Origin of the sequence: Reinekea sp. G2M2-21, from assembly GCF_015687175.1 — a bacterium.
Classification (GTDB): Bacteria; Pseudomonadota; Gammaproteobacteria; order Pseudomonadales; family Natronospirillaceae; genus Reinekea.
This window is the reverse complement of sequence record NZ_JADPQG010000001.1, coordinates 593,231-606,163: the sequence shown is the minus strand read 5'-3', so window position 1 is coordinate 606,163 and position 12,933 is coordinate 593,231. Positions and strand designations below refer to the sequence as shown.

The 12,933-nt window shown below is 50.2% G+C and carries 11 protein-coding genes, 1 tRNA gene and 1 pseudogene; 3 read left to right on the top strand and 10 right to left on the bottom strand.

Going from position 1 to position 12,933, the window contains the following annotated elements; all coding sequences use genetic code 11:
- Positions 1-33: 33 nt before the first annotated feature.
- From IYN85_RS02850 to IYN85_RS02840, 3 genes are all read right to left on the bottom strand, one after another.
- Positions 34-1,170, bottom strand: a complete 1,137-nt coding sequence (locus tag IYN85_RS02850; protein WP_196157323.1) for a 4-phosphoerythronate dehydrogenase — start codon at positions 1,168-1,170, stop codon at positions 34-36.
- A gap of 5 nt (positions 1,171-1,175) precedes the next feature.
- Positions 1,176-2,759: an ATP-dependent RNA helicase RhlB gene (gene rhlB / locus IYN85_RS02845; RefSeq protein WP_196157322.1), complete on the bottom strand. Its 1,584-nt coding sequence runs from the start codon at positions 2,757-2,759 to the stop codon at positions 1,176-1,178.
- Positions 2,760-3,073: 314 nt separating this feature from the next.
- The gene (locus tag IYN85_RS02840) at positions 3,074-4,054 is read right to left on the bottom strand and encodes an NAD(P)-dependent oxidoreductase (protein ID WP_255533601.1); all 981 of its coding nucleotides are present in this window, start codon (positions 4,052-4,054) and stop codon (positions 3,074-3,076) included.
- A gap of 347 nt (positions 4,055-4,401) precedes the next feature.
- On the opposite strand from IYN85_RS02840, the pseudogene IYN85_RS25760 reads away from it, so the two are divergent.
- Positions 4,402-4,503: pseudogene (locus IYN85_RS25760) on the top strand (YkvA family protein); the annotation flags it as partial.
- A 244-nt stretch (positions 4,504-4,747) separates the two neighbouring features.
- On the opposite strand, the gene IYN85_RS02830 reads toward IYN85_RS25760, so the two are convergent.
- On the bottom strand, positions 4,748-5,245 hold the full coding sequence (locus IYN85_RS02830; RefSeq protein WP_230390452.1) for an elongation factor P hydroxylase: 498 nt from the start codon (positions 5,243-5,245) through the stop codon (positions 4,748-4,750).
- A gap of 167 nt (positions 5,246-5,412) precedes the next feature.
- Between IYN85_RS02830 and IYN85_RS02825 the strand changes: the two genes are divergently transcribed.
- Positions 5,413-6,849 carry an MATE family efflux transporter gene (locus tag IYN85_RS02825; protein ID WP_230390446.1) on the top strand — a complete coding sequence of 479 codons (1,437 nt, stop codon included), beginning with the start codon at positions 5,413-5,415 and terminating at the stop codon, positions 6,847-6,849.
- A gap of 23 nt (positions 6,850-6,872) precedes the next feature.
- Here IYN85_RS02825 and tusA read toward each other — a convergent pair whose 3' ends face one another.
- The 4 genes from tusA to IYN85_RS02805 all read right to left on the bottom strand — a co-directional run bounded on the left by tusA (position 6,873) and on the right by IYN85_RS02805 (position 9,970).
- Complete coding sequence (gene tusA / locus IYN85_RS02820; RefSeq protein WP_196157318.1) at positions 6,873-7,118, bottom strand: sulfurtransferase TusA; 246 nt, start codon at positions 7,116-7,118, stop codon at positions 6,873-6,875.
- Positions 7,115-8,188, bottom strand: coding sequence for a 23S rRNA (cytidine(2498)-2'-O)-methyltransferase RlmM (rlmM, locus tag IYN85_RS02815; RefSeq protein WP_196157317.1), 1,074 nt, complete (start codon positions 8,186-8,188; stop codon positions 7,115-7,117). Before rlmM ends, tusA begins: the two co-directional genes overlap by 4 nt.
- Positions 8,189-8,196: 8 nt before the next feature.
- Entirely contained in the window at positions 8,197-9,171 is a 975-nt protein-coding gene (locus IYN85_RS02810; RefSeq protein WP_370592148.1) for a YheT family hydrolase, read from the bottom strand.
- A gap of 259 nt (positions 9,172-9,430) precedes the next feature.
- Positions 9,431-9,970: an energy transducer TonB gene (locus IYN85_RS02805; RefSeq protein WP_196157315.1), complete on the bottom strand. Its 540-nt coding sequence runs from the start codon at positions 9,968-9,970 to the stop codon at positions 9,431-9,433.
- A gap of 252 nt (positions 9,971-10,222) precedes the next feature.
- On the opposite strand from IYN85_RS02805, the gene IYN85_RS02800 reads away from it, so the two are divergent.
- Positions 10,223-10,298, top strand: a tRNA-Asn gene (locus IYN85_RS02800).
- 110 nt (positions 10,299-10,408) lie between these two features.
- Here the strand turns inward: IYN85_RS02800 and IYN85_RS02795 are convergent.
- Positions 10,409-12,001, bottom strand: coding sequence for an L-lactate permease (locus IYN85_RS02795; RefSeq protein WP_196157314.1), 1,593 nt, complete (start codon positions 11,999-12,001; stop codon positions 10,409-10,411).
- Between the two features lie 171 nt (positions 12,002-12,172).
- Positions 12,173-12,841 carry an FKBP-type peptidyl-prolyl cis-trans isomerase gene (locus IYN85_RS02790; RefSeq protein ID WP_304627151.1) on the bottom strand — a complete coding sequence of 223 codons (669 nt, stop codon included), beginning with the start codon at positions 12,839-12,841 and terminating at the stop codon, positions 12,173-12,175.
- Between the last annotated feature and the right edge of the window lie 92 nt (positions 12,842-12,933).

Here is a 12,933-nt window from a genome sequence, read left to right as displayed (position 1 = left end):
GAATGGAGAGCATTTTGGGGTGCCGTTTATTGACTACTGACAGACAAAACCGAACCGAGCCAGCCAGGCCTCTAACTCACTGTCAACATTGATGACGGGTACCGACGCCAACTCACGCCTTTCTGGATAGTGTTTTCGCAGTTCATCAAATGTTGCTGCCGAAACAACTCCATTCAGTACTGACGCCCGCAAGGCGACAGTGTCACGCGCAGGGTCATACACGTGTAAAACCAACTCGCTCGCCCAGCGGCGGACATCTTCTTGGCGATAGAGCTGCGCATCAATTGGTACAATTTTCGGCGGAGCCACCTGAGCGGTCAGGTTCAGATGAAATTCCGAACTCACTGCCTGCGCTAACATCTCCGTGCCCTTGTATTTGCCTTCCAGACTGTATCCGGCAACATGCGGAGACGCCAAATGCACATGATCCAAAAGCTCTTGTTCTACACTGGGTTCGTTTGGCCAAACATCCAAGACCAGGTTAACAGAGCCGGCGCGGGCAGCCTCCAACAAAGGCTGATACTGAAAGACAGGCCCCCTGCCCGCATTGATCAACCAAGCGCCTGGCTTCATTAATGACAGCCGATCAGCGTCTAACAGCCCATGAGTCGGGTAATCACTGGTGCGAGTATGAGGTGTGTGAAAACAAACAACGTCTGCTGACTTCAATACGGTATTCAGGTCACAATGCTCTGGCAACAAACCTTGTTCGTGTTTGAGCGGATCGCATAACAGAAGGTTACACCCGAACCGATTCAGCGACGCCACCACTTTGCGACCAACATTACCAACACCAATAATGGCGATGGTTTTATTCCACCAGTCAAGGTCAGCATCCAGATGCAAGCGGGATAACACGGACAACAACCAATCGGCTACTGACTGGGCGTTACAACCAGGCGCGAAATGGAAAGGAATTTTTTGTTGGTTCAGGTAGGGTTGGTCAACATGATCGGTACCGATGGTAGCGCTGCCGACAAACTTAACGTTTGTACCTGCCAATAACGCCTCGTTTACCTGAGTCACAGATCGAACCAACAGGATATCAGCGTCGCGCAAGTCGGAACTCGTTAAGGAGCGACCCGGCTTGCGCACAATCGTCGAGCTGATCGGCGCAAACCAGGCGTCGACGTTAGGCATGTTTTCATCTGCAACCACGCGTAACGTCATAGGGGTCAAACGTTGCCTTTTTCGTCTTTCTTCTGTTCGGCTTCATCGTCAGAAGCAGACGCAGTGGCAATCTCAGAGTCATCCGACGACTCAGTCTCGTCGTCTTCATCTTCGGGATCTTGCACAAACACTTCAACGGTAATTTCAGGACCGTCTTCCGAGTCTTGGACTTCAACCCGGGTAACTTCACCCACAGGGGCTTCACCGTCAACTTCCGGCTCAGCATCGACAGCGTTGTCTTGCACTTGAGCGTCAGCGGCCTGCGCTTCCAGAGCTTCAGCTTCAGCGTCTGCAACCGCTTCGGCTTCAGCTTTATCGACTTTGGCCTGAGCTTTCACCTTTTCAGAGGCAACCACTGCTTCGTCAGACCGCAGTTCTTCAGGCAATTGTTCCAGTTCAATTTTCCGCTTGATGTATTCTTCAATAGCCGGAATCTGGAACGAATCGTCTTCACAGGCAAAGCTGATTGAGACACCTTTTTTACCCGCGCGGCCTGTACGACCGATGCGGTGCACGTAGTCTTCAGCATCTTCTGGTAGCGTAAAGTTGATCACATGCGACACGCCATCAACATGAATACCACGGCCAGCGACGTCGGTCGCGACCAACACTTTGAATTTGCCTTCTTTAAAGCCGTCGAGTGTACGGATTCGCTTATTCTGTGGTACTTCACCAGACAATGCCTGACAAGCAATACCATCGGCTTTCAGATTGTCAGTGAGATCACGGACAATATCGCGACGGTTAGCGAATACCATCACGCGGTCCGCTTCTTCCTGAGACACAATACGACGCAACGCGTGATATTTTTCATCTGACGACACCAGGTACACATGCTGTTCAACATCGTCCGACGTTTTTACTTTCGGTTCAACTTCAATGCGCACGGGCTCATTGGTCCATCGCTCAGCAAGGTTGAGAATGTCGTATGAAAAGGTTGCCGAGAACATCAGAGTCTGGCGGTTTTCGTTGCGCGGGGTAGCCCGAACAATGGTTTTGATATCTGGAATGAAGCCCATGTCCAGCATACGGTCGGCTTCATCAATCACCAGAATCTCAATCTGATCCAAAAACACCGCCTTACGGTTCATAAAATCGATCAAACGGCCCGGTGTCGCTACCAGAATATCTACCCGCTGTTCCGTTAATTGCTTCTGTTGCTTATCGAAATCCATCCCACCGACAACGGCCGCTACTTTAAGACGGCTGTATTTGGTCAATGAGTTCGCGTCTTCGGCGATTTGCAGTGCCAGTTCGCGTGTTGGTGCTAAAATCAATGCGCGGGGTTCACCGACGTATTGTTCTTCCAGACGGTGCTCAAGCAGGTCGGTAATAGCGGTAATCAGGAATGCGGCTGTTTTTCCGGTACCGGTTTGCGCTTTACCAATACAGTCATGCCCGGCCAAAGCGTAGGGCAATGTCATGGCCTGAATCGGACTGCAGTACTCATAGCCCACTTCCTGTATGGCACGCATCAGAGCAATGGGCAGGAACAGATCATGGAAACGAACTTTACCGGGAACTTCTTCAACTTTGAATTGGGCAATATGCCAGCGGGGACGGCGGTATCGTTTATTTTGGTTTGTCACGTAGTATCACTTCTTTCGTTGTGGGGTGGGCGAGTCATTTTCGATGTAGACTGCAAGCCCATAAACCCGGGTTTAGTTTAATAACCTGCAAACAGGCGATGAACACTCTGGAAATCAGAACTTCAGAGCTCGTTCTGGCATCAATTGACGTATAAATTATCCGTCTTGCTATCCACCAGACAATAGGTGCGCGATTGTAGCCTATTTTTTAGCTATTCACGACTTTTGCAGTCGCCTCCCGGGCAAATCCCGGCACCCACATCGAATTCACAATGACAGGTGCCGCAGGGATCGGGCCGCAAAGGTCACGCGCCTTACTGGTCAGTCAACCGCTTCAGTAACACCGAGGTATCGCAGCGATTCAACCCCTGTTTCTGCAACTCCTGATAAAACCCTCTGACCAGGCTGGCGACGGGCATATCGACACCCTTGCTTTGCGCCTCCTGCAAACAATAACCAAGGTCTTTTACCATCCAATCAATAGCAAAACCAAAGTCGTACTCACCTTCGGCCATGGTTAAGGCTCTGTTCTGCAACTGCCAGGATTGTGCGGCCCCACCAGCCAGAACCTGCTGCACAGTTGGGATATCAAGACCCGACTTAAGCGCCAAGGCAAGCCCTTCCGACAATCCCTGCAAAATACCGGCAATACAGACTTGATTCACCATTTTGCACAATTGCCCACTGCCTGCTTCTCCCAACAATTGCCAAACCTTGCCGTAACACTTGAATACCGGTTCTGCTGCTGCGAAGGCCTGTGGTGTACCACCCACCATAATCGACAATTGACCATTCTCTGCCCCAGCCTGCCCACCGGACACCGGCGCGTCCAGAAATGAACCTCCGTGTTGTGCTACGGCAGCGCTTAACTCTCGCGCCAGTTCCGCTGACGTTGTGGTGTGATCGACAACAATGGCGCCGGCCTTGAGAGAGGCTAACAGACCATCATCACCATAAAACACGGAACGGACATCATCATCATTACCAACACACACCAAAACAATATCGGCATTTTGAACAGCCTCTCGCGGTGTTTTCTGCCACTGACCACCAAACTCTGCTGCCCAAGCTTGGGCTTTCGCTGCCGTGCGGTTATAGACTGTCATCTCAATGCCAGCTCGCTGACAATGGCCCGCCATCGGGTAACCCATTACCCCTAATCCGATAAATGCCGCTTTCATGTTGTCGTCACACCCCTCTGAAATTGATCTCGCTAGACTACTCGAATGCCGGTGTTTTTGCAGTCGACTTTCGAGTGATAGCGACTTGTCATAATCGCCAAATCGTTTCGTCAAATACGCCACCCGATCAACTCATAACTCGCGAAACCCCCAAAATAGCGGGCTCTACAAGTGGGCACGGTAAATGCAATGCTGGAGTTATCATGAACGCAATCAAGGAGATGGCCATGACCGCCCCGATTAACGAAGAAAAACTGAAAGCACAATTTGAAAAAATGAAACAGAAAGCCGAAGACGTTATAGACGATCCGGATAAGGTTAAGAAAGTAGCCGAAAACGCATGGGAAAAGGCCAAAGAACTGAAAGAGCCTCTGGCACAGGTTTGGGACCAACTTAAGTTAATGGTACAGATGGTGAAAGCATGGATATCCGGAGACTACAAAGAGGCTCCGGTGACCAGCATCATCGCCATTGTGGCTGGTTTAATGTACCTGTTGTCTCCTATCGATCTGATCCCTGACTTCATTCCGGTGCTGGGATACCTGGATGACATTTTCGTCATCGGTGTCGTTTTTACACAGGTAGCGAAGGACATAAAACTGTTCGAACAATGGCTGGCAGCAAAGCAATCTGTAACCGACGTTGAGGAACCCCATGCGGAACAAAGAACGGAAGCACCTGAAGTAACAGAACTAACAGACGCTGAAACAAAAGATGCTGAAGCCCAAGATGGCCTGACCCAGTAAATCTGAGAGGTGTAAGTTAAAAACCGCGAGCGCAGGCTCGCGTTTTTTTTGCATCAGCCATCTACTGAAACCGAAACTTGTGTCGGTCTGTGCCATAGGCCTGACACATCAATACCACCAGCGCATTAGCTCGTGCTGGCAATCCATCGCGAAGATATTGATTGGCCTGCACCCGAACGCCCTCTTGGAATGGTCTTGAGTCTGTGGGTTCACCCGACAAGTTATCAACACTGACACGGAAATGACGACCACAGGCTTTGGCAAAATGCCATTCTATGGCCTGCGGTTTTACTTCTACTTTCTCAAATGCAGCCTGTTGCGCAGCGTCTCGGCCATCAGGGGCATACCAATAACCGAAATCCGGCAACAAACGACGCTGCTCTCCTGCAACACACCAATGAGCCAATTCGTGCAAAGCGCTGTTAAAGTATCCGTGAGCAAACTGGATCTGATGTAAGCCGTTCGCATCGTCCGCAGGAGCGTAATACGGTTCATTGACTGCAGCAACCAGACAGGTTTGCCATTGCTCGACAAGCCAAGGATTCAGTACAGCCAACAATTGCTCTACACCTGGTTCCCAATGGGCAGCTGCTAGCGGATGTGTTATCAATTTCTATAACTCACACAAAAACAAAGCGCGGCAGTATAAAGAGATGACTCAAAAATCGAAATAAAATCAAAGGTTTTTTTGTTATTCTAGCGAGCCATAGAGAGAGACTTCGCAAAATGACCAACACCCCCATCGATGAAACTCACCAACCGATCAGTGATGCCCGACTGCCACTACTGACCCGGGTGAAGACCGAATGGAAAACCATTCTGACTCTAGGTTCACCGATATTAATCAGTCAACTTGCGCAAATGGCCAATGGTGTCATCGATACTGTAATGGCTGGCAGAGCGAGCGCCGAAGACTTAACGGGCGTCGCCATCGGTGGCAGCCTGTGGGTACCTATCTTTCTGTTTATGATGGGTATATTGAACGCCACACAACCTATGATTTCCGGTCACATGGGCGCCAAACAGCTGCACCGGGTTATGCCGGTCACCTGGAATGCATTGTACATAGCAATCGTCGCATCCGGCATTGGTATGCTGCTACTGTTTCATATAGACCCGGTATTGACCTTGATAAAACTGGCAGACAAACCCGCTGCCATCACCAGTGGCTATCTGGCGGCGTTTGCCTTTGGCCTACCCGCAATTTTTATCCTGATAACCTTGCGCGGGTTAACCGACGGCATCGGACAAACTAAGGTCTTTATGCTGTTTTCCATTCTGACTGCCTGCATTAATGCACCACTAAATTATATTTTTATTTTTGGAAAATTTGGGTTACCGGCGATGGGCGGTATAGGTTGTGGCTGGGCCACGGCAATCTCCCAATGGATAACTCTGGCGTTAATGTCAACCTACCTGCATTACCATAAGGCGTTTCGCAATTTCCATATTTGGGAACAAAGAATGCTGCCAACCTGGGGAATGGTCCGGGAAATCCTTCACCTTGGCATCCCGATCGGGTTTACCATCTTTGTAGAATCAGTGATGTTTGCGGTGGTCGCCTTGCTGCTTGCTTCGTTGGGACCCGTCGTTGTCGCGGGCCATCAGATTGCGCTGAATGTGGTCAGCATCCTGTTTATGGTGCCGCTCAGTTTAGGCATGGCACTGACCATTCGTATCTCTTTTCTGATTGGGGCCAGGGATATTCAGTCTGCAAAATTGGGGGCACGCAGTTCTGTGATACTGATATTGGCCATCGCCGTGTTTTACGCCGTCTTGCTGTATCTGTTCGCTGAACCCATTGCCGGGGTATATACCAAAGAAGCGGATGTCATCGCGGTTGCTGTTACGCTGCTGGCATTTGGAGCCATGTTTCAGATTGCCGATGTCTTACAGGTCGTCGCGATCAGCGCCCTGCGGGGATACAAAGACACTCGCATACCGATGTACATTATGCTGGCTTCATTCTGGGGAATTGGCATTCCTTTGGGTTACGCGCTGGCCTATAAAGATTGGCTGGTTCCAGCCATGGGCGCACCCGGCTTTTGGATTGGTTTGATCGCCGGACTGTCGCACGCTGCGTTCTGGTTATTAATCCGACTTTATATTTTCAGCGGCCGGGATCTAAGCACGACGTTAAAAGCCGCTGCCGACCCGAACTAACACAATGGACAACGCCCGCAAAATCAGTCGCGGGCACCTTTCTGAATCCAGTATTGAAATTCACCCTGATCATTGGCCTGCGCTAATAACAGGTGAGGTAAGAATTCACAGAACTGCGGGATATCACGCTGAGTTGCCGGGTCAGTTGCCAACACTAAAATCACCTCACCGACCTCCACTTTACGTATCTGGCGGTGCAGCATCATGACCGGTTCTGGGCAACGTAATCCACGAGTATCCAGAACCACTTTAGAATCAGGTGTCGTCATCCGTTTTGATTCCTCAAATCAAGAAACACGGTTATTTCCTCACGATCGTGGTACAGGTGCTTGGCCCGCAGTATTGCGCGCGGATGCTGAACGGCCATCTGGGATTCGAGCTGTTCCTTAATGTCCGCCCACTCGTGAAAGCGCTTTTTCATGGGAAGTTTCAAGTTAAAAATCGCGTATCGCGCATGCCGTTGATGTAACCACTCGTACATCAGTTTTGCCACCCGCAGCGGCTTCTCAACCATATCACATACCAACCAGTCGACGGTTTTAGCCGGTTTCCAAACAAAGCCGTCTTCAAGCAAGTGATCCACAAGCCCAGTATCCAGTAACGCCTGATCCATCGGACCGTTGTCGATCGCGTACACATTCATTTTCTGATTGACCAATTGCCAGGTCCAGCCTCCCGGCGAAGCACCCAAATCTACAGCGGTGTGGCAGTTTTCCAATTGTTGGCGCCAATCGTTACCCAAAAAATAAATGAAGGCTTCTTCCAGCTTCAATGTACTGCGACTTGGTGCGCTCGATGGAAACCTTAAACGAGCGATTCCCATAGGCCACACAGTACGTAACCTGGGTTTGTCAGCACCGATCAAAACCTGAGATGAATCCTTGAAAAAAAGATGCAACGCTGGCTTGGAAGAGTCTTCTTTTTTACTGAGCAGGTGCGCTTTGCGCAGAGCCTGACGTACCGGATGGACGAACTTTCCAGCAAACTTCGACGTTGCCCGATAAACATCGCCTTCCGCAAACTCACAACTCACATCGCCAAACTGATTATAGTTTTGCTCGGCGAGAAACGCCTTGACTGCTTCAATAATAGGCGACAGCCGGTCGACCGGGTCCAGGTCATGTAATCGAGAAAAAACAGGCCAGGCATCGCGACTGAATACCAGCTCAGGCACCAGGTCATAAACAACATCGGCGGACTCGGTTTCATACAATACGAATCCGGAATGAGTTTCCAAATTTGCCCAACCAAATACACCCTTGGTGCTGGCTGCTTCGGTCAACTCAGCCAAACATTCTTTTTCAAATCCCGGTCGACAGTAGAGTAACAAGGCTGACATCAATTCGTTTACTCCAATAGGTGATTAGCAAAGGCAAGCGCGCGCTGTTCAGACCACAGTTCGCTGTTGAGCCTCCATCGCGCAAAGCCGACATGACCTCCGCTACTCGGTGTTTCAAGAAACAGATGGGTCGAACGATTGCTCAGATTGCAGTCATAGCAACGCCCCGATAAAAATGGGTCGTCCGCCGCATTAACAATTAAGGTTGGTTTGCGAAGGTACGGAAGCGCATTTCGGCCGGAGCACTGAGTCCAATAATCCTGCGCATCATTAAAGCCATGTAACGGAGCAGTATAGCGGTCATCAAATTGATGAAAACTTTTAATCTCTTCGTAACCCTCCAAGGACACACGTTCAGGAAACTGTTCGGCTTTGGCGGCAATCTTTGGTTTCAAATCTTTCAAAAACCGACGCATGTAGACAGCCTGGGCCGGCCTGGCCAATTCATCGGCACAACTGGCTAGATCTAAAGGCACACTGAACCCGGCACCCCCAATAACCTGGTCGGGCAACTCAGCATCACCCAGAGTCAAAACGGTTTGATTCCCCCCCATACTGAACCCGACCAAGAAAACCCGCTGAGCCTGATGGGAAGTGATCACATGAGCGATAACCCGTTTTAAATCGTCAATGGCACCGCTGTGATAGAACCGAGGCAGGCGATTCAATTGACCGCCACAAGACCGAAAATTCCAGGCCTGTACATTCCAACCTGCCTGATAAAAGTGCTTCGCCATTCCGGTAACGTAATGGCGCCTGCTTGACCCTTCTAACCCGTGGCTGATAACCACCCACGGGGCATCCTTTTGCGTTTGGGTCAGGGTATCCAACAGCAGAAAATCCCCATCATCCAATTCCAATACCGATCGAACAAAAGGAACCTCAACTTGCCGGAACAAGGACGGTAAAATCGACTGCAAATGGCCATTGGCCAGGCCAAATCCCGGAGAATAGGAAGGATAATCAAATAAGGCTTGCGTCACGAACGGATGCCTGCTGAAGCAAATTGGGGCGGCATGATACCCTGTCATCAGCGAGAAATCATGCCCAATACTGAAGGGCACCTCGAGAAAGACCGTCTAACTCTGCACGGTACTTTCTACGGGTACCCAACAGCCACATGCCCGAACGGAAACATTTACCCTGCAGTCTTCAGTAAACCATAACCGAGCAATAGCAGAATAACGAACAAAAACGAACCGTAGCGGATCTGCTGGCAGCGTTTACAGGGCTTTTCGGCCATCAATTCACGGCCTTTTTCGGCATGTATCGAACACTCAAAGCGTCAAAGAAACTCTCTTTCAACTGGGAGATTTCCTTCTTAACGTCATCCAGTAGATGTATCTCTTCACCGGTTAGGGTCTGTTTTTCGGCATAGATCTGACGGCGGAGATTCACAATTTTGGCACCGTAAATACGTAAGGAACGCTCCAAACGCTTTTCACCCAACAACAACAGGGTACTTTCGGCCTCAGTCAGAGCATGAAATACCTCGGCCAGTTCATCCCCTACCCGGGCCAATTCGTCGCGTCGCGATTTAGGCCAGTGTTGACCATAGCGAGTAAACTCAGTCGCAAGGGCAAGATAGTGTTGATACACATAATGTACCCGCCCAACATTGGCGGCTACCTGCTCAAACAATTCGCGTCGACGACGAATTTCCGCCTCCGCGCGGCTGTCAATCGCCTGATGACGACGCAAATACACCAGAAACAACAAACCACTGACAATCATACCTGCCGCGATTTTGACACCAGCATCCACCATTTCCAGAGTTACCATAGCCTACCTCATCGAATTTTTGACGTTTTAAGTACTCTGTTAGAGATAGAGCAAAAACAATGCCGGATTTCTCTGTTTGAATCCTTGGCTCAGGCAGAACCTTTATTACGGACGAAGGAACCGAAACCATAGGGTTACTCCTGCGTCGTATATTTATTAACCGACAAGCCACTTATTTCGGAAAAACCTAAAAAAAACAATAAATTAGGTATTGACACTTTGGCGCGCATCTCTAAAATACGCCTCCGTTGTTCCTCGATAGCTCAGTTGGTAGAGCAGTAGACTGTTAATCTATTGGTCGCTGGTTCGAGTCCAGCTCGGGGAGCCAAATAAAAAGGCGTATCTTCGGATACGCCTTTTTTATGCCTCATAAATCTAGCAGTTCAGACAACTTGGCCAAAGTCCATCAGCGGACCTCGGCCATTATTATTTGCCCATTCAAGCCAGAAACAGCATAGCAATCAGGCCAGCACCAAAGCTGTAATAAAGCATCGGCACCAAAGTAAACCGAATAATCTGCCCTTCTTTACCCACCAGATTAACGACGGAGGCTGCAGCGACCACATTAACGACGCAAATCATATTGCCCGCATTCGCTCCGATCATCTGCAACGCCAACATCACCTGCTCGCTCAATCCCAACTCGACGGCGGTCGACTGTTGCAACCCTGCAAACATCATGTTGGAGAATGTGGCACTGCCTGCAATGAAAGAACCCAACGCGCCGACAAGTGGCGCAAACAATGGCCACGCACCCGAGAACGTTTCAGCCGCCAGTGTGGCCAATTCAATGGGCATACTAGAAAGAGACGCACTGTTTTCAGCCGAATTCAAAAAGATTCGCACCATAGGGACTGAAGCGCCCAGAGCGATCAGGGTGGGACCTAGTGACGTTACCGACTTCACCCACGCCTGCTTTACCTGATCAATTCGCTTGCGATGCAGAAATATAGTCATTAGGGACACCAACACGAAGACCGTGCCGGGCAAATATAGTGTATGGGCGGTGACGCTGACGTCTGTACCGAGGATGTTCGGCCAAGATACCGCTGTGGCAACCAGCCACCCTTTCAACGGAAGAAAGTCTAATCGAGTTATCACCAAGAGTGCGACCACCAGCAAATAAGGCACCCAGGCCATCCACAACGGGATGTTGTCTGCCTCTATGTTAGCTGACGTCGACTCCGCGTCTTGCTCAAATGACCAGATTTTCCTGGGCATCAGAAACCCGACTCTTGCCGCTACCGTGGTCAGCACCATACCGACCAGCGCGCCAAAAATAGACGGAAATTCCGGCCCCAAAAACTTAGCGACGAACCAAGCAGGAACGGTAAAAGCGAGACCACCAAACAGGGCAAATGGCGCTGCAGCCAAGCCTTCCAGAACAGATCGATTCGGGCCGAAAAACCGCGTCAAAATCACGACCATGATAAGCGGTAAAAACGAGGCGACCAGAATATCCAGCGCCATTGCCTGCACAGAAATTTGTTGAATCATCTCTGCCGATATACCTTCCACGCCGCGACCAATTCCGACAATTGCTGGGGTCCCAACGGCACCAAAAGACACCGAGGAACTGTCCGCAATCAGCGCCAGAACAACAGCCGCCAATGGCGGAAAGCCCAAGGCCACGAGCAGCGGCGCAACAATCGCTGCAGGGGTTCCGAATCCCGATGCGCCCTCCAGGAAGGACACAAAAAGCCAGCCAATAATCACCACTTGAATGCGCCGATCTGCGGTAATGCGCGTGAACCCAGCCCGTATGACACTGATAGCGCCGCTGTACTGCAGCGTATTCAACAACAAGATCGCACCGAACACGATCCAGACGATAGTCAGCGCGATAACCCAACCCTCTAATACTGACGCCGTTAATTGCACAGCGGGCACCTGCCATACAAAGAAAGCCATCGCAGCGGTTGCGAGCAAGCTCAATGGCATGGCGCGGGTCGCGGGCATGCGCAGTACAACCAGCAAACCAAATACGGCCAGGACTGGCATTAACGCGCTGACAAATTGCAGAACTGTCATTCAGACTCCGTTTTAACGATTCAGGTGATGGCATTGTAGATTGGCCTTCGTTTCAATCAACGCAAGAATTTCAGATAACTCATTTCGTTTTCAGGAACAGAACGACCAATGGCCAGGCGTGAGACAAAAAAAAGCCCCCATAACGGAGGCTTTTACATCAGCACTTGCCGATTAGATTACATCAAGCAATTCAACTTCAAAAATCAACGTTGAACCAGGCGGAATAAGAGGACTTGCCTGGTTGTCGCCATAAGCCAGATTCGCTGGAATGAAGAAGCGATATTTGTCACCGACAGCCATCAACTGCACACCTTCAGTCCAACCAGCGATCACACCACCGAGCGGAAACTCGATAGGCTCACCGCGTTCAACAGAACTGTCAAAAACCGTACCGTCGATTAAGGTGCCGTGGTAGTGCACTTTCACAGTATTGTCCGCGGTTGGGCGGTTGTCGCTGTCCCCACGAGTGATAACTTCATACTGCAAGCCAGATTCAGTGGTCACAACACCATCTTTTTTGCCATTTTCGGCCAGAAACTCTTCACCAGCAGCACGAGCGGCAGCAGATTTTTCTGCTGCAGCAGCCTGTTGAGTTTCCATCTGCTTGGTTTGCAAAGCAGAAATGGATGCTTGAATGGCTTCTTCGGTTACTGCCATGTCTGCTTCTGCCATCGCATCGGAAATGCCTTTGATCAGCGCTTCAGTGCTCAGTTCCAAACCCTCAGTCTGACTTTTTAAGTTCGCTGCGAAACCATAACCAATACCATACGCAGCCTTCTGTTCGTCAGTATCCAGTGCAACGTCTTTATCGACCGCCTGAGCACAACCAGTAATGACCATCGTCAGACCGGCGACATAGGCCAGATGCTTAACTTTAGAAAATTTCATTCACTATCCTTTCTTCGTAAAAAAACAGGGCTGAGCCCTGTGTT

Bases quoted from the DNA above. Each gene is read 5' to 3' on its own strand.
- IYN85_RS02850 (WP_196157323.1), bottom strand. From the start codon at position 1,170: ATGACGTTACGCGTGGTTGCAGATGAAAACATGCCTAACGTCGACGCC.
- IYN85_RS02825 (WP_230390446.1), top strand. From the start codon at position 5,413: ATGACCAACACCCCCATCGATGAAACTCACCAACCGATCAGTGATGCC.
- tusA (WP_196157318.1), bottom strand. From the start codon at position 7,118: ATGACGACACCTGATTCTAAAGTGGTTCTGGATACTCGTGGATTACGT.
- rlmM (WP_196157317.1), bottom strand. From the start codon at position 8,188: ATGTCAGCCTTGTTACTCTACTGTCGACCGGGATTTGAAAAAGAATGT.
- IYN85_RS02805 (WP_196157315.1), bottom strand. From the start codon at position 9,970: ATGGTAACTCTGGAAATGGTGGATGCTGGTGTCAAAATCGCGGCAGGT.
- IYN85_RS02795 (WP_196157314.1), bottom strand. From the start codon at position 12,001: ATGACAGTTCTGCAATTTGTCAGCGCGTTAATGCCAGTCCTGGCCGTA.
- IYN85_RS02790 (WP_304627151.1), bottom strand. From the start codon at position 12,841: ATGGTCATTACTGGTTGTGCTCAGGCGGTCGATAAAGACGTTGCACTG.